This window comes from Cryobacterium glaciale, from assembly GCF_004402535.1.
GTDB lineage: Bacteria > Actinomycetota > Actinomycetes > Actinomycetales > Microbacteriaceae > Cryobacterium > Cryobacterium glaciale.
The window spans coordinates 1-22,033 of record NZ_SOEY01000021.1 but is presented as its reverse complement, the minus strand read 5'-3'; the positions used below and the strand labels follow the sequence as shown (position 1 = coordinate 22,033).

General features: G+C 66.6%; 16 protein-coding genes, 1 tRNA gene and 2 pseudogenes. 14 read left to right on the top strand and 5 right to left on the bottom strand.

Annotated elements, in window-relative coordinates:
- Nucleotides 1-44 precede the first annotated feature (44 nt).
- The 3 genes and pseudogenes from E3O06_RS18280 to ygfZ form a co-directional block, all read left to right on the top strand.
- Nucleotides 45-239 (top strand): annotated as a pseudogene (locus tag E3O06_RS18280) (heme-binding beta-barrel domain-containing protein); the annotation flags it as partial.
- 267 nt (nt 240-506) lie between these two features.
- Nucleotides 507-908 (top strand): annotated as a pseudogene (locus E3O06_RS18275) (nitrobindin family protein); the annotation flags it as partial.
- A gap of 188 nt (nt 909-1,096) precedes the next feature.
- Nucleotides 1,097-2,416, top strand: coding sequence for a CAF17-like 4Fe-4S cluster assembly/insertion protein YgfZ (gene ygfZ / locus E3O06_RS11055; protein WP_166788184.1), 1,320 nt, complete (start codon nt 1,097-1,099; stop codon nt 2,414-2,416).
- Nucleotides 2,417-2,547: 131 nt separating this feature from the next.
- Here the strand turns inward: ygfZ and E3O06_RS11050 are convergent, their stop codons facing one another.
- Nucleotides 2,548-5,955, bottom strand: a complete 3,408-nt coding sequence (locus E3O06_RS11050) for an IgGFc-binding protein (protein WP_134503449.1) — start codon at nt 5,953-5,955, stop codon at nt 2,548-2,550.
- Nucleotides 5,956-6,218: 263 nt separating this feature from the next.
- Here E3O06_RS11050 and E3O06_RS11045 point away from each other — a divergent pair, with 263 nt between their 5' ends.
- The gene (locus E3O06_RS11045; RefSeq protein ID WP_134503448.1) at nt 6,219-6,971 is read left to right on the top strand and encodes a phosphoglyceromutase; all 753 of its coding nucleotides are present in this window, start codon (nt 6,219-6,221) and stop codon (nt 6,969-6,971) included.
- Nucleotides 6,972-7,179: 208 nt separating this feature from the next.
- On the opposite strand, the gene phoU is transcribed toward E3O06_RS11045, so the two are convergent.
- A complete protein-coding gene (gene phoU / locus E3O06_RS11040) occupies nt 7,180-7,836 on the bottom strand; it encodes a phosphate signaling complex protein PhoU (RefSeq protein ID WP_134503447.1) in 657 nt (218 codons plus the stop codon).
- Between the two features lie 181 nt (nt 7,837-8,017).
- Between phoU and E3O06_RS11035 the strand changes: the two genes are divergently transcribed.
- Both E3O06_RS11035 and E3O06_RS11030 read left to right on the top strand, forming a co-directional pair.
- A complete protein-coding gene (locus tag E3O06_RS11035) occupies nt 8,018-9,208 on the top strand; it encodes a sensor histidine kinase (RefSeq protein WP_134503446.1) in 1,191 nt (396 codons plus the stop codon).
- Nucleotides 9,205-9,888 (top strand): response regulator transcription factor, encoded by a 684-nt coding sequence (locus E3O06_RS11030; RefSeq protein WP_134503445.1) that lies wholly within the window; start codon nt 9,205-9,207, stop codon nt 9,886-9,888. Before E3O06_RS11035 ends, E3O06_RS11030 begins: the two co-directional genes overlap by 4 nt.
- A 56-nt stretch (nt 9,889-9,944) precedes the next feature.
- On the opposite strand, the gene E3O06_RS11025 is transcribed toward E3O06_RS11030, so the two are convergent.
- Entirely contained in the window at nt 9,945-10,472 is a 528-nt protein-coding gene (locus E3O06_RS11025; protein ID WP_134503444.1) for a hypothetical protein, read from the bottom strand.
- 167 nt (nt 10,473-10,639) lie between these two features.
- Here E3O06_RS11025 and E3O06_RS11020 point away from each other — a divergent pair, with 167 nt between their 5' ends.
- From E3O06_RS11020 to E3O06_RS11000, 5 genes are all read left to right on the top strand, one after another.
- Complete coding sequence (locus E3O06_RS11020) at nt 10,640-11,122, top strand: CarD family transcriptional regulator (RefSeq protein ID WP_134503443.1); 483 nt, start codon at nt 10,640-10,642, stop codon at nt 11,120-11,122.
- A gap of 102 nt (nt 11,123-11,224) precedes the next feature.
- A complete protein-coding gene (gene ispD, locus E3O06_RS11015) occupies nt 11,225-12,529 on the top strand; it encodes a 2-C-methyl-D-erythritol 4-phosphate cytidylyltransferase (protein WP_134503442.1) in 1,305 nt (434 codons plus the stop codon).
- Nucleotides 12,526-13,941, top strand: coding sequence for a cysteine--tRNA ligase (gene cysS, locus E3O06_RS11010; RefSeq protein ID WP_134503441.1), 1,416 nt, complete (start codon nt 12,526-12,528; stop codon nt 13,939-13,941). The genes ispD and cysS overlap by 4 nt, the downstream gene beginning before the upstream one ends.
- On the top strand, nt 13,941-15,095 hold the full coding sequence (rlmB, locus tag E3O06_RS11005) for a 23S rRNA (guanosine(2251)-2'-O)-methyltransferase RlmB (protein WP_134503440.1): 1,155 nt from the start codon (nt 13,941-13,943) through the stop codon (nt 15,093-15,095). Before cysS ends, rlmB begins: the two co-directional genes overlap by 1 nt.
- A 327-nt stretch (nt 15,096-15,422) precedes the next feature.
- Nucleotides 15,423-16,409, top strand: coding sequence for a type IV toxin-antitoxin system AbiEi family antitoxin domain-containing protein (locus tag E3O06_RS11000; RefSeq protein ID WP_166788183.1), 987 nt, complete (start codon nt 15,423-15,425; stop codon nt 16,407-16,409).
- A 307-nt stretch (nt 16,410-16,716) separates the two neighbouring features.
- Here the strand turns inward: E3O06_RS11000 and E3O06_RS10995 are convergent, their stop codons facing one another.
- Nucleotides 16,717-18,027: a DUF4032 domain-containing protein gene (locus E3O06_RS10995; protein ID WP_134503438.1), complete on the bottom strand. Its 1,311-nt coding sequence runs from the start codon at nt 18,025-18,027 to the stop codon at nt 16,717-16,719.
- A 252-nt stretch (nt 18,028-18,279) separates the two neighbouring features.
- Nucleotides 18,280-19,377, bottom strand: coding sequence for an ABC transporter ATP-binding protein (locus E3O06_RS10990; protein WP_134503437.1), 1,098 nt, complete (start codon nt 19,375-19,377; stop codon nt 18,280-18,282).
- 209 nt (nt 19,378-19,586) lie between these two features.
- Here E3O06_RS10990 and E3O06_RS10985 point away from each other — a divergent pair, with 209 nt between their 5' ends.
- The 3 genes from E3O06_RS10985 (at nt 19,587) to E3O06_RS10975 (ending at nt 21,906) form a co-directional block, all read left to right on the top strand.
- The gene (locus tag E3O06_RS10985) at nt 19,587-20,501 is read left to right on the top strand and encodes a DsbA family protein (protein ID WP_134503436.1); all 915 of its coding nucleotides are present in this window, start codon (nt 19,587-19,589) and stop codon (nt 20,499-20,501) included.
- Nucleotides 20,502-20,609: 108 nt separating this feature from the next.
- Nucleotides 20,610-20,682 (top strand) — tRNA-Thr (locus tag E3O06_RS10980).
- A 237-nt stretch (nt 20,683-20,919) separates the two neighbouring features.
- Nucleotides 20,920-21,906 (top strand): hypothetical protein, encoded by a 987-nt coding sequence (locus tag E3O06_RS10975; RefSeq protein WP_134503435.1) that lies wholly within the window; start codon nt 20,920-20,922, stop codon nt 21,904-21,906.
- Nucleotides 21,907-22,033 lie beyond the last annotated feature (127 nt).

The window sequence follows — 22,033 nt, the reverse complement described above, 5'->3', positions numbered from 1 at the left end:
GCATCGTCGTCTTCAAGCTGTTCCGGGGGCAGCGGTAAGTACGCATGTTTGACCTCCCGGTCGGTTTGCCGTCCGAACTTGTTCCACTCTCCTGGTTGATCGGAGTCTGGGAAGGCTCCGGCGTCCTCGAATACAAGATCGGTGACGAATCGGTCAGCCGCACCTTCGGTCACCGCATCAGCTTTAGCCACGACGGCCTGCCGCACCTGAACTACAGCTCCTACACCTGGCTCGAGCCCGTGACGCCATCCGAAGCGGATGCCGCTTCCGCCAACCCGCACGTCGCCGCCGGAACGGATGCCACCTCCTCGGCTTCGGATTCCGTCGGAACGGACGCCGCCGCCGAAACGGATGTCACCGGCAGGCGCTCCGCCGCCGAAACGGATGCCGCCGAAACGGATGCCCCCGGAACGGGCGCCGTCTCCGAAACGGACGCCGCCTCCGAAACGCACGCTGCGGCATCCGCTGAAACGCACGCGTTGATCCTGCCGCCCGAGATGATGTCCGATGAGAGAACCCCGTTGGTCACGGAAACCGGCTACTGGCGGCTCAGCCGTCACCAGGGTGATGGTGACCCGGGGCCCGGCATGCTGCCCGGAGCCGGTGAGCGTCCGTTCACCTCGGCCGCTGCCGTGGAAACGTTGCGCAACCGTGATGGCGGTTTCGACATTGAGGTGACGCTCGTGCATCCCGGCGGTGTCGCTGAGCTCTACCTCGGCCAGGTCAAGGGTCCGCGCATCGACCTCGCAACGGATGCCGTGCTGCGCACCGCGGGCGCCAAGCCCTACGCGGCCGCGACCCGCCTCTACGGCCTCGTCGACAACCACCTGCTCTGGGCCTGGGACATCGCCGCCCTCGGCCAGGACCTGCGCACCCACGCCTCCGGCCGCCTGGCCCGCGTCCAGTAGCCCCCTCTTGTTCTTTCCGGGCCCGGGCCCGGGAACCGGGCCCATGGTAGATCATGGGCCCGGTTCCCGAAGGTGGGCCCGGTCGCCCGACGAGTCGCCCCGCGCACCGAATAAATCGCACGGCCGTACTGTTGATACGAATGAACCACGCGGCCGCCCCTCAACCCGGGCCGGCAGAATTGAGCGACATGACTGACCCCGTAGCCACGACCCGTGAATCCCCGCTACTCGACCTGCCCGGCGCGGTCCAGGCCGAAGGAATCGACACCGGAGTCGCCGCCCACTACGGCAACCCCATGATCGAGCAGCGCACGCTCGCCGCCGGACGCGCCATCGTCGACCTCTCCCACCGCGGCGTGCTCTCCGTCTCCGGCCCCGACCGCCTCACCTGGCTCAACTCCATCGCCAGCCAGGAACTAAAAAGCGTGAAGCCCGGCGAATCCACCGAAATGCTGCTGCTCGACCCCACCGGACACCTCGAATACGCCATCCGCGTGCTCGACGACGGCGTCGAAACCTGGCTCCTGGTCGAAGCCGCCGAGCTCCCCGGCCTGCAGACGTTCCTCGACCGCATGAAGTTCATGCTCCGCGTTCAGGTCGTCGACCACACCCTCGCCTACGCCACAATCGGCGCCATGACGGATGCCCCCGCCACCGTCGGCCTCGCCGCTGCCGCCCCGAACGACGTGCCACTGACCTGGCTCGACCCCTGGGCCGCAGTCGCCCGCGGAGGCTACCAGTACGCGGAAACCCCCGAGCACCCCGGAATCCACTGGACTTACACCGAAACCCTTGTGCCGCGCGCGAGCCTGTCCGCTCTGCGTGACGCCCTCGCCACCGGAGCTCTCGCAGCCGCGCCCGCCGTCGCATCCGCCTTGGTGTCCGACTCTGCCGCGCCCGTCCCGGCCGCGGCAGCCGCGCCCGCCCGGCCCGACGGAGCAGCGCCCGCCACCACCGCAGTACCCGCCGCCACCGCAGTACCCGCGAAAACAACTCCCGCCGGACTCCTCGCCCTCGAAGCCCTGCGCATCGCCGCCTGGCGTCCGCGCCGGGCTCGCGAGGTCGACGAGAAGAGCATCCCGCACGAGCTCGACTGGCTGCGCACCGCCGTGCACCTCAGCAAGGGCTGCTACCGCGGGCAGGAAACCGTGGCAAAGGTGCACAACCTCGGCCACCCGCCGCGCCGCCTGGTCATGCTGCACCTCGACGGGTCGGAGGGCGTGCTGCCCGCCCCGGGCGACCCGGTGCAGGCCGACCGCCAGAGGCCAGAATCCGAGCCCGAGCGGGTAAACGTCGGCACCATCACCTCGAGCGCAATCCACTACGAGCTCGGCCCGATCGCGCTCGCGGTGATCAAGCGCACCATTCCGGCCGCGTCAACGCTCTACGTGCAGTCCGAGGGCATTGCCATCTCGGCCAGCCAGGAGATCATCGTGCCGCAGTCGGCCGGGTCCGTCGCCGACATCCCCCGTCTGCCGCGCCTCGGTATCCGCACCCCCGGTCACTAGCCCGCACGATCGCAATCAGTTCTGCACGCGCCCTTGCCAAACGGATGCTGCCACCCGCGCAATAACGCGGGTGGCAGCATCCGTTGTGGTCGGTTTTACTTGATTTAGCCCCCGACGAGGCCTGAGAGTGCCTAGCTGCGAGCCAGGACGCGGCGGCGCACGAGCACGAGTCCGAGTCCGCTGACGGCGAGCAGCAGGGCGAGCCAGCCGGTGAGGCTGGCCTCCGTGCCGGTCTTAGCGAGCGAGCTCGCCAACGCGGCGGGCTTCTCAACGGTGATGTCGAGCGAGGTGACGCTGCCCGAGACCAGGCCGGTGAGCACGATGTGGTGAATTCCGGTGATCGTTCCGGTCGGCAGGGCGAATGCGCCGGTGACGGTTCCGTCGGCGGCGGCGATGAGGGTGCCGAGCAGCATCGGGGTAGAGTGCAGCCAGACTTCGACGTTTTCACCAGGGATGAATCCGTAGCCGGAGACGGTGATCAGGCCGCCCTTGTCGGCGGTCAGCGTCTGTGCCGGGGTCGAGTTGACCGGGATCGGTGCGACGGCGGCGGAGGCCGCACTGACCGTGGTCTCGGTGATGTACCCAGCCGAGGCGCCGGTCGCGGTCACGGTGATCGCGGCGCCTTCATCCGCAGCGCCGAGCAGGTAGGTGCTGCCGGTGGCTCCGTCAATCGGCACGCCGTTGCGCAGCCACTGCCACCCGATCGTGGTCGCCACGGGTGCCCAGTCGGAGACCGTCGCGGTCAGCGTCTGGTTGACCATGGCATACCCGGTGATGGCCGGAACGGCGATCGTCGTGAACGCGGCGGCGGCGATGGCCGTGGTGGGCAGGCTTTCCGTGGTCGCGGTGACGTACCCGGTCTTGACGCCGGTGACCTGAACGGTCAGTACGCTATCGAAGTCGGCGACGCCCAACAGGTAGTCGACGTCGGTGGCGCCATCGACCGGAGAACCGTCGCGCAGCCACTGGTAGGTCAGCGCCGCTCCGGTCGGGGCCCAGTCGCCGGTGGTCGCGGTCAGCGTCTCTTCGACGGTGGTGGTGCCGCTGATCGTCGGAATCGGTGCGATTGTGAACGGTGCGGCGACGATGATCGCGCTCGGCAGGCTGTCGACCGTTTCGGTGACATACCCAGTTTTGACGGCGGTGACCTCCACGGTCAGCACGGCGCCGAGGTCATTCGGGGTGAGCGCGTAGGTGCTGCCGGTGGCGTCGGTGATCGGGTATCCGTTGCGCAGCCATTGGTAGGTGAGGGTTGCTCCGGTCGGGGCCCAGTCGCCGGCGGTGGCCGTCAGGGTCTGGTCGACCATGGGGGTGCCGGTCACGATCGGGGCCGGGACTCCGGTGAACGGTGTGGCCGCAACCGCGGCCGTCGCCACACTCGTGGTTGACGCGGTTACATACCCGGCCTTCACCGCGGTGACGGTGACGGTCACGACGGCGCCGAGGTCGGCGGCGGTGAGCGGGTAAGTGCTCGCGGTCGCGCCGATGACCGGGGACCCGCTGCGCAGCCACTGGTAGGTCAGGGTGGCTCCGCTGGGCTCCCAGCTGCCGGCGGCAGCGCTGAGGGTCTGGTCGACGGCAGCGTTTCCGCTGATCGTCGGCACCGGCGTCGCGGTGAACACGGCGGCGGCGATGGCCGCCGAAGCGGCACTCACAGTCGTCTCGGTGACGTAGCCGGTCTTGACGGCGGTGACGGCGACGGTCAGCACAGCGCCGAGATCACCCGCGGTGAGTGGGTAGGTGCTGCCGGTGGCGCCGGAAACAACCTGGCCGTTTCGCATCCACTGGTAGGAAAGCGTTGCGCCACTGGGCGACCACGTGCCCGAGGCTGCGGTCAGCGACTGGTCGACGGTCGTCGTTCCCGAGATCGTCGGCACCGGAGCGGTCGTGAACGGCGCCGCCGCGATCGGGGAGGTTCCCGGGCTCGTCGCGGTCTCCGGCTCGGAGTCCGTATTGGTGCCGCTGATCGCGACGGAAATGACCGTGCCCAGGTCGGCGGGCACGAGCACGTAATCGACGCTGGTGGCACCGTCGATGGCGACGCCGCCGCGCATCCACACGTATGTCGGGCTGGTCAGGGGGAGTGCGGGGTTGGCCACGGCGGTCAGGGTCTGCTCGACAACCGTGTCGCCTGCGATCGTTGCGCTACTCGGCGTGGTGCCGCTCGGGTTCTCGATGAGGTTGACGCTGGCGTAACCACCGGCGTACGCGTAGGAGTTCGCTGCGTTGAACCCCTCAATGTAGACGGCCAGGTTTGACGGTCCCGAAATGGCGAAACTGCCCGGGGCGACGCGCAGGCGGGCGACCGAATAGTCGGTGGAATCGACGGCGGTGAAGTTGCTGGACGCGATCGGTGTGCCATTGAGCATCACGGCTCCGATATCGCCGGTTTTCGCGATGACGGTGAGGGTATTGACGGCGAACCCGGAAGCCGGGGTGGCGACGGTGTACTTGTTCAAAAGTTGAAGTGTCGGGGAGATCAGGGTCGTCGCCGGGTCTCCGGTCTGGCCGTCATAGCTGCCGCCGCCGAAACCCTTGAGAACGAGTACGGGCTTGTTGGAGGTGAGCCTGTCGACGCGCGGTACTGAACCGCTGGACCCGCCAAAGTTGCCCACCTGGCCAGCGTTCAGGGTAGCGATCTGCACGCCACCCACGGTGACAATGGTTCCGTCCTGGTCAGCGAGAACGCGGTAGGAATCTCGGTACATCGAGTTGATGGAGTCGGGCAGCAGAAAGTCCATGCCCCACGCAGTGACGGGCGGCATGACCTCGACGACGTGGTCGCAGTATCCGCCGCCGATGTTCACGCAGTCGGTGCTGCTCGTCACGCTGATTTTCTTGTCGGCGGTGATAAGTGTTCCGCTCACGTCCGATGCGGTGACCGTGTAGGACTGGCCCTGGGTGAGGGTGATCTCATAGGGACTGCCGGCGGCGTGGTTGACCAGTGCGGCCGCTGGCGTCAGCGTCACCGTCGTCGTGCCCGCGTCGGTCGCCACAACGGACAGGCGTGCGGAAGAGGACGGGAAGGTCAACGCGCGATACGTAGTGCCCAGCGATTCAACGGGAAGGGACACGAATGCATCACTCGAGTACTGGTGGAGGTTCAGGCCATACACGGTGATGGGGGTCGAGGCTGTGAGCTGGGCAGCGCGACCGCCTGTGCCTTCGGCGGCAGTATTCCTATAGGCGGCAAATTTGCTGGTGGCGTTGACCGTCGTCACGGTATTCGCTGTGACGGTCTCTGTTGATGAGGTGCCGTCCGGCCAGAGCACGCTGACCGTCGAGTTACTGGGGCCCGAAAGATAGAGCCACTGGGTTGACGGGTCTCCCTCGTTTCTTTCAAAGGTAACGAAGAACTCCGACCCCAGCGTCGACGGCACGGCGGCCACGGCGGCCGAAGCGGCGACCGGCGCCGCCACGACGAGGCCCGCACCCAGGGTGAGGGCCAGCGCGGTGATGACGGCCATGGCCGCCGAGCGGAGCGAACGGCGCACTGGCGGACGCACGGGAGGGAGGGCAGGCGAAAGGGAAACGGGCACGGAGCATCCATTCATAGAACTGAACAGTTCCGAACGCCCCCGTGGGCACAACCCCGAAACTTCATCGGAATCCCGACATTTGAAGTTAGCAGCGGGCGGCCGGCGATAGGAGGGCACGGCCGACCCAGTGCGGGTGCCCCTCGAAGCGGGTGCCCCCAGAAAAAGCACATGGTGCACGCATCTGCAACCAGACAAAGCAGCATTCGCCCCGCGAGCGACAGCCCGCCCGCGCGAATAGGGCCCACCCTCGATAGAGTGGGCACATGTCTGCCCCCTATACACTCGTCCTTCTCCGCCACGGCCAAAGCACGTGGAACCAGCAGAACCTGTTCACCGGCTGGGTCGACGTTCGCCTCAGCGAACAGGGCGCCACCGAAGCCGCCCGGGCCGGCGTGCTGCTGGGGGAAGCCGGCCTGCTGCCCGACGTGCTGCACACCAGCCTGCTGTCCCGCGCCATCCAGACTGCAAACCTCGCGCTTGAAGAGGCCGACCGCATGTGGATCCCGGTGAAGCGCTCCTGGCGCCTCAACGAACGCCACTACGGCGGACTGCAAGGCCTCGACAAAGCGGCCACCCTGGCCAAATTCGGCCAGGAACAGTTCATGCTCTGGCGTCGCTCGTACGACACCCCGCCGCCCGTGCTCGACGACTCCAGCGAGTTCTCGCAGGCGCACGACGCGCGCTACGCCGACCTCGGCCCCGCTCTGCCGCGCACCGAATGCCTCAAGGACGTCGTCGAGCGGATGCTGCCCTACTGGCAGTCCGACATCGCACCCGACCTCCGCGCGGGCAAGACGGTACTGGTCACCGCGCACGGTAACTCCCTGCGTGCCCTGGTCAAGCACCTCGACGGCATCAGCGACGCCGACATCGCCGAGCTGAATATCCCCACCGGAATCCCGCTCGTCTACCAGCTCGGCGAAGACCTCATGCCGCTGGGCCCGGGCCAGTACCTCGATCCCGAAGCCGCGGCCGCCGGCGCGGCCGCCGTAGCCGCTCAGGGGAACAAGAAGTAGCCGCCAGGCCGTACGCACGGCCCTCCCAGCGGGCTGCTCCCTGCGCATAACTCCTGCAAATTCTCAGACGCGGCAGCAAGTCCCGCGTAATTCCGGGGCTGAAGAATAGTGCCGGTGCAAATTGCAGGAGTTATGCGCGAGTCGCCGCCATGAATCCACAAAAGAAGGCCTCGGAGCGGACACTCCGGGGCCGTCTAGGTGCCGGAAATCAGGCGTTGTCGTCCTGGTGCCAGGCGCCGGTGCCGAGGTACTGCACCTTTTTGGCGATCGAGACCGCGTGGTCGGCGAAACGCTCGTGGTAGCGGCTGGCGAGGGTCGCGTCGACGGTGTCGGCCGCGAGGCCCTTCCAGGTTTCCCCGAGCACGGCGTCGAACACGCTCAGGTGCAGGGCGTCGACCTTGTCGTCTTCGTTGCGAATGGTTTCGGCGAGGTGCAGGTCCTGGTGGGTGAGCAGCTCGGTGAGCATATTCGCGATCAACACGTCGAGGGCGCCCATCTCGGCGAAGGTTCCGCGCAGGCTCTTGGGAATGACCTTGTCCGGAAAACGGTAGCGGGCCAGCTGGGCGATGTGGGTGGCGAGGTCGCCCATCCGCTCGAGGGAGGCGCTGATGCGCAGGGCGCTGACCACGATGCGCAGGTCGCGGGCCACGGGCTGCTGGCGGGCGAGAATGGTGATGGCGAGTTCGTCGAGTTGCACCGACAGTTCGTCGATCTTCTCGTCTTCGGTGATGGCCTCTTCGGCGAGGCTCACGTCGCTCTCGTTGAAGGCGCGGGTGGCCTTGTCGATCGAGATCGCGACGAGGCGCGAAATGTCGACGATACGCTGCTGAACTTCGGCGAGTTCCTGTTGGAATACATCGCGCATGGGGGTGATCCTTCCTTGCCGCGCGAACACGCACGATCGGTGAGGCCAGCGTGGCCCCCGGTTTATGATGTCGAATTCAGGTTAACAGCAGGTGCCGCTCACTTGAACACTTACTAAAGTACAGGGCGCGTGGCGGGTCCGCTGTGAACGGCGAGCGGAGACTGTCAGTAATCTGTAACTTATGGAATCGACGTGGCTGGTGTTGCTGTCGCTGGCACTCGGACTCGGTGTCGGCGCCGGGTTCGTCCTGCTGCTGCACGTCGCCGAGCGCCACGGGCGGCGCGCCTCCGAGGTGGTCAACCCCGCCGTTCCTGACGGTATCGACCAGGTGCTCGACGCCCTCGAGACCGCCGGCGTCGTGCTCGACCCGTCGAACAACGTCATCAAGACCAGCCCGGGCGCACTCACTCTCGGCCTGGTCTGGAACCAGCAGCTCGTGCACCCCGAACTGCTCGAACTCGCCCGTCGGGTGCGGCAGACCGGTGAGCCGATCAGCGAAGACCTCGTGCTGTCCCGCGGCCCGTTCGGCGACGCGAGCATGCGCTTTCGGGTGCGCCTGGCCCGGCTCGGCACCCGTTACGTGTTGCTGCTGGCCGAGGACCGCACCGAAGCCTTCCGCCTCGACGAGGTGCGCCGCGACTTCGTGGCCAACATCAGCCACGAGCTGAAAACCCCCATCGCCTCCGTCGGACTGCTCGCCGAAGCGCTCGACAAGGCAGCGGATGAGCCGGAGCAGGTTCGCCGCTTCGCCAACCGGTTAACGACAGAGTCGGCACGGCTCGGTCGCCTGACCCAGGAGATCATCGAACTGTCCCGGCTGCAGGCGCAGGACGCCCTGGCGGAGCCGGAGAATCTCAGCGTCGACGACATCGTCGCCGCCGCGGTGGACCAGAGCCGGGTCGTCGCCGAGGCCGAACGCATCACGATCGTCATCGGCAAGAAGTCCGGCGCCCGGGTCTTCGGCGACGAAGCGCTGCTCACCGTCGCCGTGCACAACCTCGTCGCCAATGCGGTGAACTATTCCCTCGAAGGGTCGCGGGTCGGCGTCGGCGTGCGCCTGCAGAAGGGCATCGTCGAGATCACCGTGACGGACCAGGGCGTCGGCATCGCCGAAGCCGACCTCGACCGTGTCTTTGAGCGGTTCTTCCGCGTCGACCAGGCCCGCTCCCGACACACCGGCGGCACCGGCCTCGGCCTCTCCATCGTCAAGCACGTCGTACAGAACCACGGCGGCGATATTCGTGTCTGGTCGCAGCCCGGCAGCGGATCCACCTTCACCATCCGCCTCCCCGAGGCGGCCGAGCCGATCATCGAACCACGCCCGACCAAACCGCGACCGGTCGCCCGTGCGGCCGCAGGAGACACACTATGACACGCATCCTCTTGGTTGAAGACGAGAGCGCTTTGAGCGAGCCGCTGAGCTTTCTGCTCGAACGTGAGGGCTATGAGGTCGTCGTTGCCGAAGACGGACCGAGCGCGATCAGCGAATTCGACCAGAACGGCACCGACCTGATCCTGCTCGACCTCATGCTGCCCGGCATTCCGGGCACCGAGGTGTGCCGGGAGATTCGCACGCGCTCGACCGTGCCCATCATCATGCTCACCGCGAAGGATTCCGAGATCGACATCGTCGTGGGGCTTGAACTCGGCGCCGACGACTACGTCACTAAGCCGTATTCCACCCGCGAACTGGTCGCTCGCATTCGTGCGGTGCTGCGGCGGCACGAAGACCAGAGCGCCACCGACGCCGACAGCATGCTATCGGCTGGCACGGTGCGCATGGACGTGGAGCGGCACGCCGTGACGGTCTCCGGCGAGCTGGTGAACATGCCGTTGAAAGAGTTCGAACTGCTTGAGTTCCTGCTGCGCAACGCCGGACGGGTGCTGACCCGTGGCCAGCTCATCGACCGGGTCTGGGGCACCGATTATTTCGGCGACACCAAGACCCTCGACGTGCACATCAAACGCATCCGCTCGCGCATCGAGGCGGCGCCGTCGGAGCCGGTCATGCTCGTCACCGTGCGCGGCCTCGGCTACCGTTTCGAAGCCTAGCAACGCATCAGGCCGCCGTCCCCGAGGGGATGGCGGCCTGATTTATACGAAGACGGTTACGCCGCGGGCGTGGCCGACGGGGTCGGCGTCTCTGAAGGCGTCTCGGTCGGGGCGATCGTTGGCATCAGCGTCGAGTATTCGCCCTGGGTGCCGGAAAGAACGGGCAGCAGCAGCTCGACCCCGGTCTCTTCGCCGTATTGGAAAAACACCGGGAACAGCGAGCCGGGCTGGCTGTCCATATTCTCCAGGACGACCGAGGCCGCGCCGTCGGTGCCGAACGTCACGGTCGTATTGGCTTCGACCGGAATGTCCTGCGACACCTTGCCGGTGCTCGACTCGTACTGCACGAGCAGGCTCTGCAGGGTGTCGGTCGGGTTCACGACGGAGACGACCAGGTTGGCCAGTTCGCCGTCGGCCGAGAGCAGCAGGGCGTTGCGGATGTGAATCTCGCCCACGTCGCCGCTGACACCGTCACTCGCGTTGTATTGAATCGAGGTGGCCTGCGGTGCGAAAAAACCACACGCACTCGTGCCCAACAGAATGCCAGCCGCCAATACAACGGATGCAGCGATGCGCGCTCTCACAAGACCTCCACTACTGAAGCAGCGCTCGGCGCTGCAGAAATTCGCTTTGTCACTAGCTTAGCGGCGTGTTTGAGCGCGCGAATGTCGTCAGCGTGCCTCGCGGGGGCGCGCGTACTGTAGCACCTCTAAGCTGTGGTATCCTATAAGTTGCTGAAGGGATCACATCCATGCTGTTTGAGGTTGGCGAAACCGTCGTATATCCCCACCACGGCGCTGCGATGATCACCGAGGTGAAAACCCGCATCATCAAGGGTGAAGAGAAGCTGTACCTCAAGCTGAATGTCACCCAGGGCGATCTCACTATTGAGGTTCCCGCCGAAAACGTCGACCTCGTCGGCGTGCGCGATGTGATCGGCCAAGAGGGCCTCGACAGAGTCTTCGAAGTGCTGCGCGCACCGTTCACCGAAGAGCCCACCAACTGGTCTCGCCGGTACAAGGCCAACCTCGAGAAGCTGGCCAGCGGCGACGTGATCAAGGTGTCCGAGGTCGTGCGCGACCTGTGGCGCCGCGATCAAGACCGCGGGCTGTCCGCCGGCGAGAAGCGCATGCTGGCCAAGGCCCGTCAGATTCTCATCAGCGAGCTGGCCCTAGCCGAGAAGACCGACGAAGAGAAGGCATCCACCGTTCTCGACGAGGTCCTCGCCTCCTAACTTTTTTGATTGCTTCGTGAGGGGCGGCGCCGCAAGGTGCCGCCTTTTGCATGTTCGTCCGCAGGCCCGTTCTGCACCATCCCAGATAGATACCCTCTAGACATGATTGTTTCCCCAGCAACACCCGCTTCGCCCACGGTCGCCGTCATCGTCGTCGCCGCCGGCAGCGGCAGCCGCCTCGGGCACGCCGAACCCAAAGCATTCGTTTTGCTGCATATGCGCCCCCTGCTCGACCACGCCCTGGATTCCATTTTCGGCATGAACGAAACGGTGCAGATTATTGTCGTCGCCCCCGGCGACCGGGTAGCGGATGCCCGTGCCATTGCCGCGCATGCCGCCGCCCGTTACGCCGCACCCGAGTTGGCCCTGTCGGTCGTCGCCGGCGGACGTACCCGCCAGGGGTCGGTCGACCACGGACTGAGCGCCCTGCTGCCGAGCATTGACGTCGTGCTGGTGCACGACGCAGCCCGCGCCCTCACGCCGGCCGCCCTCTGCGACAAGGTCGTCGCCGCCGTGCGCGCCACCGGGCACGGCATCATTCCCGGGCTGCCCGTGGTCGACACCATCAAGCGCGTCGCCGACTCCGGCGCCATCCTCGGTACGGTCGACCGCTCCGAACTCTCCGCCGTGCAGACGCCGCAGGGTTTCCCGCGCGCCATGCTCGTGGCCGCCCGCACCTGGGCCGCGGCGAACGGCCGGTTCGAGGCCCTCACCGACGACGCAGCGCTCGTCGCCGACGCCGGGCACCCGGTGACTGTCATCGCCGGGCATCCGCTCGCCTTCAAGATCACGACGCCCGAAGACCTCGAGCGCGCGGACCTGCTTCTGCACGCCGCAGCGCCGCAGCCGGTGCTGCTGCCGCGCATCGGCACCGGCCTCGACGTGCACGCCTTCGCTGCCGACAATGAGCCCGACGGCGGGACCGAACTCTGGCTGGCCGGCCTGTACTGGCCGGGGGAGCGCGGCCTCAGCGGACACAGCGACGGCGATGTCGCCGCGCACGCCATCTGCGACGCCCTGCTCGGCGCGGCCGGCCTCGGCGATATCGGCAGCATCTTCGGCACGGCCGACCCCCGATTCAGCGGTGCACACGGCGACGTCTTCCTCGCAGAGACCGTGCGCCTGGTGCGCGCCGCCGGCTACCTCGTGGGCAACGTCTCGGTGCAGATCATCGGCAACCGCCCCAGGTTCTCGCAGCGTCGGGCCGAGGCCGAAACGCGACTCGCCGGCATCCTCTCGGCACCGGTCAATATTGCCGCGACCACAACGGATGCGCTCGGCTTCACCGGCCGCGGCGAGGGCGTGGCGGCGACCGCCACCGCGCTGCTCTACCCTGCGCCGCTTTACACCGTGCCGTCTTCCGCGCCAGGGCCGGGTCAGACCCCTGACCTAAACTGGGAGGCGTGACCATGCAACTGTACGATTCGAAGGCTCAGGCCTTGCGCGATTTTGTCCCCCTCGAAGCGGGCCAGGTCTCGATGTACGTGTGTGGACCCACCGTGCAGTCCAGCCCGCACATCGGACACCTGCGCAGCGCCCTGGTCTACGACCAGCTGCGCCGCTGGCTCAGCTACCGCGGCCTGAACGTCACCTTCGTGCGCAACGTCACCGACATCGACGACAAGATTCTAATCAACGCGCAGGGCTCGAAGGAGCAGTGGTGGGCCCTCGCCTACCGCTACGAGCTCGAGTTCACCGCCGGCTACCAGCGCCTCGGAATTCTCGCCCCTACCTACGAGCCGCGCGCGACCGCGAGTATCACCGAGATGCAGACCCTCATCTCCACCCTGATCGAGCGCGGCCACGCCTACGCCGCTCCCGACGAATCCGGCGACGTCTACTTCGACAGCGCGAGCTGGGCGGCCTACGGCGCCCTCACCCACCAGTCGCCCGGCAATATGGAGGCGGCAACGGATGCTTCCCCGCGCGCCAAACGTGACCCTCGCGACTTCGCCCTGTGGAAGGGCGCAAAAGAGGGCGAACCCGCCTCGGCCGCCTGGCCCTCCCCGTGGGGGCAGGGTCGCCCCGGCTGGCACATCGAATGCTCGGCCATGGCCGCCCGCTACCTCGGTGACCACTTCGACATTCACGGCGGCGGCCTCGATCTGCGGTTCCCGCACCACGAGAACGAGCTGGCCCAGTCGAACGCGGCCGGCAGCGACTTCGCGAACTACTGGGTGCACAACGGTCTGGTCAACGTGAACGGACAGAAGATGTCCAAGTCGCTCGGCAACTCGGTCTTCGCGGCCGAATTGCTCGACCAGGCCCGCTCCATCGTCGTGCGCTACTTTCTCGGTGCCGCCCACTACCGCTCGACCATCGACTACAACGACGGATCGCTCGCCGAGGCCGAAGCGGCCCTCGAGCGCGTCGAAAGCTTCCTCGACCGTGCTGATCGCCGGCTTAGCGGCACCCGGTTCGCCGGAAGCGGCGTCGAGGTCGTGCCTGAGGATTTCGCCACCGCCATGGACGACGACCTCGCCGTTCCGCAGGCGCTCGGCGTGCTTCACGACACCGTGCGCGCCGGCAACGCCGCGCTGGATGCCGAAGACCTGCACGCTGCAGCATCCGCTCGCAGCGAAGTGCTCGCGATGAGCGAAGTGCTGGGAATCAACCCTTTGTCGCCCGGCTGGACCGTGGCAACAGACGAACCGGCCATGGTGGCCCTGAGCGCGTTGGTCGAGCGACTGCTCGGCGACCGCACCCTCGCCAGGGAAAACCGCGACTATGCGGCCGCAGACCGAATCCGGGACGAACTCGTCGCCGCCGGAATCACCATCGAAGACACCCCGTCGGGTGCCCATTGGAGCTTTGACTGATGAAGAATCTAGACCGCAAATCGCGCACCGGAGCGGTGCGCAAGGGCAGCCGCGGAGCGCAGGTCGGCTCCGGCGGCCAGGGCCGCCAGGCGCTCGAGGGCAAGAAGCCCACCCCCAAGGCTGAAGACCGTCCGTACCACCCCGCCGGCAAGCGGAAGGCGGCTGCCGAACGGTTCACCGCGGCCGGCGGCTTCAACTCCCGTCCCGCAGCGGATGCCACCGCCAACCGTGGCGGCGCACGCGGCGGTACCCCGGCGCGTGGCGGAGCCCCCCGTGGGGGCGCCCGCGGCGCCTCGCAGGGTGCACCCCAGCGCGGCACCGGCAACAGCGGCGGCGGCGGATCCTCGACGCGTCGCGCGAAGCAGATCGACGAGCACGAGATCGTCACCGGCCGTAACTCGGTGCTCGAAGCGCTGCGGGCGAAGATTCCCGCGTTGACCCTCTACATTGCCGCGCGCATCGAAATGGATGAGCGGGTCAAAGAGGTGCTGCTCATGGCGACAAGCCGCAACATCCCCATCCTCGAGGTCATGCGCCCCGAACTCGACCGTCTCGCCGGTCGCGACGCCGTGCACCAGGGCCTCGCGCTCAAGGTTCCCGCCTACGAGTACGCGCACCCGATGGAGCTGCTCGAACTCACCATCAGCCGCGGCCACAAGCCGTTGTTCGTGGCCCTCGACGGCATCACCGACCCGCGCAACCTGGGCGCGATCATCCGCTCGACGGCGGCGTTCGGCGGCCACGGAATCATCGTGCCGCAGCGCCGCTCGGTCGGCGTCACGGCTTCAGCCTGGAAGACCAGCGCCGGCGCCGCGGCCCGCACGCCCGTCGCCATGGCGAGCAACCTCACCCAGACGCTCAAAGCGCTCAAGGCGCAGGGCGTCTTCGTGCTCGGCCTCGACGGCGACGGCGACGTGTCGCTGCCCGACCTCGGTACCGGTTTCGCCGAGCGCCCGATCGTGATCGTCGTCGGCAGCGAGGGCAAGGGTCTGTCCCGCCTCGTCACCGAGACCTGCGACGCGATCGTCTCGATTCCAATCAGCGCCGCGACCGAGTCGCTCAACGCCGGAATCGCCGCCGGAGTAACTCTCTACGAGGTGGCCCGTCTCCGCGCCCAGATCAAGCAGGCAAAGGCCGCGGCAAAGCTCTCCTAGCCCCCACTCTCTCTTTCGACCGGGCCCGGTCCCGGAAACCGGGACCATGATAGATCATGGTCCCGGTTTCCAAAGGTGGGCCCGGTAGCCAATCCGTCGTTATCACCCACCGCTCGGACGTCCGGATGGCGGCGCGCCCTCGGCCGGAGCGCTACCGTTTCCGGGCCCGGGCCCGGAAACTGGGACCACGATAGGTCATGGTCCCAGTTTCCGAAGGTGGGCCCGGTCATTGCGCGCGTGGGTCCTCCACAGCAGAGGCCGCCGCCTGATTTCCACAGCTTCTCCGAGTTCCCCTCGGTCGTGGCCGCCGCCCGACGACACTGGGCCATGCTTGAAATCCTGAACATGGCCAATGCCCGCAACGAGGGCCTCATTCTTGCCGAGTCCCTTCGCGAGGCGGGCCTCACAACCTATGCCGTGCGCGCGCTGATGGCGCAAGGCGAGCTGGTGCGCATCCGCCGTGGAATCTACGCGCTGGGCGCGGCCTGGCATTCGGCCCGCAGCGATGATCGGTATCGGCTGTTCGTTCGCGCGACGGTGCTGACGGCGGAGCAGCCGCTCGTGCTTTCGCATCTGTCTGCGGCGGCAGTCCATAACCTGCCCATCATCGGACCCTGGCCCAAAGTCGTGCACGCGATCAACAATGACGCGGCGGGTGGGAACAGCGCTCGCTTCACGACCAGTCATCGAAGCGTGGTCGAACCCGAGTCGGTCACAGTGAACGGATGCGTCGCCACCACCCTCAAACGCACGCTCGTCGATGTCGCTGCAACCTCGAGTTTTCTCGTTGGCGTCACGATGATGGATCACGCCCTGCGGCAAGAAGAGGAGCGTGCGCGCACCGATCGTCGATATGGTGCCGTCGGTGCGCCGGCACTGTCGAAGGAGGATCTCTACACGGAACTTTCGCTCGTGCATCCGCGATCCGGTGGGGCGAAAGTTCGCCGTGTCATTGACTTCGCGACCTCGCTCGCAGACAACCCGGGCGAGTCCCTCAGCCGAGTTCGAATCGCCGAACTGGGCTTTGAGGTCCCCGAACTGCAAGTGTGCTTTGTCGTGAACGGGCACCAATACTGGGTGGACTTCTTCTGGAGGTCTGTGGGCAAGATGGGGGAGTTCGACGGCAAACTCAAGTACACCCGTGGCGCCATACTCGGCGATCGCGACCCGGCTGACGTCGTCGTCGCGGAGAAAAATCGTGAAAATCTCCTGCGACCACACGGTAAGAGCTTCGACCGGTGGGACTGGGACACCGCCTTCTCTCCCCGACTCTTCTACGAGTTCATGATTCAGCACGACTTCCCGCGGGCCTGATCGGGCAGCGGATGCGAGTCGCCTCGCGACCCGCACAGGATGCGGGTACCGTGTCGTGCCCTGGGCCCATCTTCGGAAACTGGGCCCATGATCTATCGTGGTCCCAGTTTCCGGGCCCGGGCCCGGAAAGCACCAACCCCGAACTGACGGGTAGCGGATGCGAGTCGCCTCGCGACTGGCGCGGGCGCGGTCGGTTGTGCCCTGGGCCCATCTTCGGAAACTGGGCCCATGATCTATCGTGGTCCCAGTTTCCGGGCCCGGGCCCGGAAAGCACCGCACCGGGTACAGAAGGAGAACCGGAAGAAACCTAGACCTTGAGCTTCCAGTCGTCGGCGTCGTCGGGGTCTGCGGACGTGTCATCCCCGAGTTGAATCCGAATGGGCAGTGTGATGGCGCCGGTGAGCGGATCCATCACGGTCGCCTCGTCACGGCGGTGCCGCAACACGTCCTGCACGTAGGAGGTCACCGCCTCGGCGAGCGGAATATCCCGCGACTGGTTCTGCGCCATGTACCAGCGGTGATCGAGCAGCTGGTGGAATACCTGTGCCCGCTCGAGCTTGCCCTGCAGCTCCTCGGGAATCGCCCGCACCACCGGCTCGAACACCCGCACCAGCCACTCGTGTGCGACCATCTCCTCGTCAGCCCCCGGGTCGCCATAGGCCGCCCGGTAGGAGTCGAGGTCGTTCAGGAGGCGACGGGCCTGGTTCTCCTCGGCGTCAAGGCCGGTCAGGCGCAACAGGCGGCGCTGGTGATGCCCGGCGTCGACGACCTTCGGCTGGATCCGCACACTCGAACCGGTGCTGTCGGTCTTGATGGCGAGTTCCTCGATGTCGAAACCGAGGTCGTTGAGGCGTTGCACACGCTGGGTGATGCGCCAGCGCTCGGAGTTGGAGAACGACTCCGAGCCGGTGAGCTCCTTCCAGAGCAGGCGGTACGCGGCGACGATCCCGTTGCTGACCCGAATCGGGTCGAGTTCGTCGGCGACCCGGCCGCCGGCCTCGAGGTCCATGAGTTCGCCGGCGATGTTCACCCGGGCAATCTCGAGGTCGTTCTCGCGCTGGCCGTTCGACAATCCGCCCGAGTACAACTGCCCGGTTTCGGCATCGACGAGGTAGGCGGCGAACGCCCCGGCGTCGCGCCGGAACAGGGTGTTCGAGAGCGACACATCGCCCCAGAAGAACCCGATCATGTGCAGCCGCACGAGCAGCACGGCGAGGGCGTCGACCAGCCGGGTGGCGGTATCCGGGCGCAGGGCGTGCGAATACAGGGCCCGGTACGGGAGGGAGAACTTGAGGTGACGCGTCACCAGAACCGAATTGAGCGGCTCGAGAGAGGCATCCGTTCTGTTGGTGATGACCGCAACCGGCTCGACGCAGGGAATCTCGAGGTGAGCCAGGGTACGCAGCATGTCGTACTCGCGCTTGGCCATCTCGCTCGTGGTCTCCTTGATGGCGACCACCCGCCCGCTCAGGTGCGCGAACCGCACGAGGTGGCGGGAGATGCCCTTGGGCAGCGAGGCGATGTTCTCGTTCGGCCAGGCGTCGAGGGGCAGCTGCCACGGCAGGTCGAGCAAGGCAGGGTCGGCCGTGGCCGAGGTGATATTGAGGGAACCGCTCATGGTGTGAGCCTAACCGGCTGGAGGGAGCGAACTCCCTCCAGCCGAAAACCGAAGCCGAAAACCGAAGCCGAAAACCGAAGCCGAAAACCGAAGCAGAAAACCGAAGCCGAAAACCGAAGCCGAAAACCGAAGCCGAAAACCGAAGCCGAAAACCGAAGCCGAAAACCGAAGCCGAAAACCGAAGCCGAAAACCGAAGCCGAAAACCGAAGCAGAAAACCGAAGCCGAAGCCGAACGCCGAACGCCGAACCGATTAGTCGGTGACGGCGCCGCCGAGGCGCAGTCCGGTTTCGGCGTCGAACACGTGCAGGTGGTTCGGTGTGGCCGTGAGGTACACCGTCTCGCCGGCGTTCGGGTGCGAGCGGCCGTCGACGCGAGCGACGATGTCGGTGCGCTTGCCCTCGATCGTGGAGTGACCGTAGAGGTAGCCGTCGGCGCCGAGTTCTTCGACCAGGTCGACCTCGATCTGCAGGCCTTCACCGGCGGTGGACGACATCTGGATGTCTTCCGGGCGAATGCCAACGGTGACCTTCTTGCCGGTCGAGCTGGCGAGGGTCTCCCGCTGCACGGGAACGGTCGCGGTGCCGAACCTGATGCCGCCGTCGACGGTGTCCGCGAGGAACAGGTTCATCGCGGGGCTGCCGATGAAGCCGGCCACGAACACGTTCTGCGGCTTCGCGTACAGGTCGCGGGGCGAACCGACCTGCTGCAGGATGCCGTCCTTCAGCACCGCAATCCGGTCACCCATGGTGAGTGCCTCGGTCTGGTCGTGGGTCACGTAGACGGTCGTGACGCCGAGTCGGCGCTGCAGTGACGCGATCTGCGTACGCGTTTGCACGCGCAGCTTAGCGTCGAGGTTCGAGAGCGGCTCATCCATCAGGAACACCTGCGGCTGACGTACGATCGCACGACCCATGGCCACGCGCTGACGCTGACCACCCGAGAGCGCCTTCGGCTTGCGGCTGAGGTACGGCTCCAGGTCGAGCAGCTTGGCGGCTTCGAGCACGCGGGCAGCGCGCTCATCCTTGTTGATGCCGGCGATCTTGAGCGCGAAGCCCATGTTCTCGGCCACGGTCATGTGCGGGTACAGCGCGTAGTTCTGAAAGACCATCGCGATGTCGCGGTCCTTCGGCGGAACATCCGTCACGTTGCGCTCACCAATGAAGATGTCGCCCTCGTTGACCTCTTCGAGGCCGGCGAGCATACGCAACGAGGTGGACTTGCCGCAGCCGGACGGGCCGACCAGAACCAGGAATTCGCCATCGGCGACCTGCAGGTCGAGCTTGTCAACAGCCGGTCGGGTGGAACCCGGGTAGAGCCGGGTTGCTTTGTCAAAGGTCACTGAAGCCATGATTATTACTCCTTCACCGGCAGGAACGTGCCGGACGATCCGTTGTGAATAGGATTTGTGCGTCGCGCGCCTGAGCGCACGACCTTTCCAATATTACACGACGGATGCCCCGGCGCAGGTCTGCACCCGTTTGGTCGTTTCCCAGTCAGGGGACCTACTATTCCAAAGGTGCCTTCACGCACCCCCCTCCTTCTCGAAAGCGATTCTTTATGACTATTGGCGGACCAAGCGACAGCAGTCCCTCAAAGAACCGCCGGCGTGATGCCGCCCGGGTGAAGGCAAAGCAGCTTCGGGTCAGCCAGAAGAAGAAGGATCGCCGCAACAAGGTCTTCCTGCAGGGCGGCATCGGCATCGCCGCCATCGCGATCGTCGTTCTCGTCTCCGTCATCATCGTGAATTCGATCAAACCGGCCGGTCCGGGCCCGAAAAACATGGCCAGCGACGGCGCACTGATCGGTGAGGGCATGATCACCGTCCTCACGCCGGCGCTGCAGCCCGACGCCAATCCGCGGCCGTCCGAGCCCGATCCCACCGGCGCCGTCGCGAACATCCGCATCTACGTCGACTACCTCTGCCCCCTCTGCGGCGACTTCGAAGACGCCAACACCGAGCAGATCGCCCAGTGGGTCGACTCCGGTGCGGCGACGGTAGAAATCCACCCGGTGGCCATTCTCACCAGCAAATCGGCGGGCACCAAATACTCCCTGCGCGCAGCTAACGCGGCCGCCTGCGTCGCCAACTACTCGCCGGACGACTTCTTCGACTTCAGCTCCGCGCTGTTCGTCGACCAGCCGGAAGAGACTTCGCCCGGCCGCAGCAACAACGAGATCAAAGCCGTCGTCAAAGACGCGGGCGTGAGCACGGCGCTTTCCAGCATCAATTCCTGCATCGACGACGGCACCTACGAGTCATGGGTCAAGGCGGCCACTGACCGCGCGCTCGACGGCCCCATTCCCAACTCCTCGATGAAGTCCATCATCGGAACCCCCACCATCCTGGTCAACGGCAAGCCGTACACCGGTTCGCTCGACGACCCGAAGGAGTTCGCCTCCTTCGTGCAGCAAGCCCTCGGCGAGACCTATTCCACCTCGACTCCGACACCGACCCCGACGCCCGGCGGGTAGTGCCCCGCAGAACGGATGTCGCGGCTCGCGCCCCGCGCATCCGCTTCGCTGTTGCCCGAGGTGGCACGGAAATCATTTAGGATGGTCTTTCGAGGTCTTCGGCCTCATGCCGGCCTGGCGCAATTGGTAGCGCACCACTCTTGTAAAGTGGGGGTTACGGGTTCAAGTCCCGTGGCCGGCCCTTACTACCCCTGCTCCCGCCCGGGATGCGGGGGTTTTGCTGGTTGAGGAGCGTGCGCGATTTTTGCCCGCCTCTCGAAACCAGGTCTCGATCGCTCGTTCCTCGCGCCTCGACCGGCGAGTGAGGACCAGGTCTCGATCGCTCGTTCCTCGCGCCTCGACCGGCGAGTGAGGACCAGGTCTCGATCGCTCGTTCCTCGCGCCTCGACCGGCGAGTACGGCGCGAACGGGCTCGCCTATGCCAAGCTGGCAGCCACGACGATCGGGGGATTCGGTGGCGCACGCGGAGTTCGACAACGACGACGAGCGGGCGAGGAACGATGTGTCGTTCCTGCACGCGGTGCGTGCGGCCTATTCGGGAACGTGGGACGTGCTCGACGCGCTCTGGTGGCAGTCACACCCCGATCAGCTCTCGCCCGCCGGTATCGCGTCCCCGGCCGTGCGGCGCCGCGAACTGCAGCGGCGCATCTTTGCCGCAGACGGTGACGCGGTCAACGACGCGGCCGCGACGGAACTCCTGAGGCAGCTCGACGACGAGATTCGCTCTGAACGCGCGGCCCTCGACCGCGCGCTTGCGTCCGTCAGGGGCGAATTAGCGCCTAGCCGGGCCGAACCGTCCGTCGCGCTCGACGAAACCCAAACCGAGACCGAGACCGAGACCGAAGTCGACGACCCGCAAGCGTTGACCAACCGCCGCCGCCTGCTTGTCACGGCCAGCCTCATTGTGGCGGTGGCCATCGGGGCGGTGGCCGGTGCGCAACTCACGGATGCCGGCACGAGCGCTGCCCCGATTCCGACCGCCACGACAGAGCCGACGACCACGGGAACGCGCGCGCCCGCCCTCACCCGCCTCGACCTGCCCCAGGCCACGACGGACGCGCCGACAGCCTCGGTGCCCGAGGGATTCGTCGTGGACTCCTTTCGGCTGCTCGGCACCCCGCCCGGTTACCTCGCTCCGTCAGAATCGGTCGCGTTCTACGCCGCCCGGGCCACCTCCGGAATGGTCTGCCTCATCGCGCTTGGCAGCGAGATCGGCCACCTCGCCACATGCGTTCCCGAGAGCAATTTCCCCACCACGGGCCTCCGCCTGTACTGGCTGGGAACGCTCGACTACTGGTCGGATGCCGGAGTCGCCGCCACCACCCCGATCAACTGGGACGCCGTGTGGAAACCCGACGGATCATTCCAGTCCGGCGGCTCCGGCCCCGAGCAGACCGGCCCCTGAACATTCTCGAAGCGGATGCGACGGCTGGCACCCCGGCATCCACTTGTCGCGCGCCGGCGTGTTGCCCGGGCGCGCTGCGGCGGCTCGCGCGGCGACCCGGCCGGCCGCGCGAGCACGCGTCGGCGCC

What these genes read in the sequence shown, in the direction of transcription:
- E3O06_RS11020 (WP_134503443.1), top strand. Translation starts at nt 10,640, where the DNA reads ATGCTGTTTGAGGTTGGCGAAACCGTCGTATATCCCCACCACGGCGCT.
- E3O06_RS10990 (WP_134503437.1), bottom strand. Translation starts at nt 19,377, where the DNA reads ATGGCTTCAGTGACCTTTGACAAAGCAACCCGGCTCTACCCGGGTTCC.
- E3O06_RS11030 (WP_134503445.1), top strand. Translation starts at nt 9,205, where the DNA reads ATGACACGCATCCTCTTGGTTGAAGACGAGAGCGCTTTGAGCGAGCCG.
- E3O06_RS10995 (WP_134503438.1), bottom strand. Translation starts at nt 18,027, where the DNA reads ATGAGCGGTTCCCTCAATATCACCTCGGCCACGGCCGACCCTGCCTTG.
- phoU (WP_134503447.1), bottom strand. Translation starts at nt 7,836, where the DNA reads ATGCGCGATGTATTCCAACAGGAACTCGCCGAAGTTCAGCAGCGTATC.
- E3O06_RS11000 (WP_166788183.1), top strand. Translation starts at nt 15,423, where the DNA reads ATGCTTGAAATCCTGAACATGGCCAATGCCCGCAACGAGGGCCTCATT.
- ispD (WP_134503442.1), top strand. Translation starts at nt 11,225, where the DNA reads ATGATTGTTTCCCCAGCAACACCCGCTTCGCCCACGGTCGCCGTCATC.
- ygfZ (WP_166788184.1), top strand. Translation starts at nt 1,097, where the DNA reads ATGACTGACCCCGTAGCCACGACCCGTGAATCCCCGCTACTCGACCTG.
- rlmB (WP_134503440.1), top strand. Translation starts at nt 13,941, where the DNA reads ATGAAGAATCTAGACCGCAAATCGCGCACCGGAGCGGTGCGCAAGGGC.
- E3O06_RS10975 (WP_134503435.1), top strand. Translation starts at nt 20,920, where the DNA reads ATGCCAAGCTGGCAGCCACGACGATCGGGGGATTCGGTGGCGCACGCG.
- E3O06_RS10985 (WP_134503436.1), top strand. Translation starts at nt 19,587, where the DNA reads ATGACTATTGGCGGACCAAGCGACAGCAGTCCCTCAAAGAACCGCCGG.
- E3O06_RS11045 (WP_134503448.1), top strand. Translation starts at nt 6,219, where the DNA reads ATGTCTGCCCCCTATACACTCGTCCTTCTCCGCCACGGCCAAAGCACG.
- E3O06_RS11035 (WP_134503446.1), top strand. Translation starts at nt 8,018, where the DNA reads ATGGAATCGACGTGGCTGGTGTTGCTGTCGCTGGCACTCGGACTCGGT.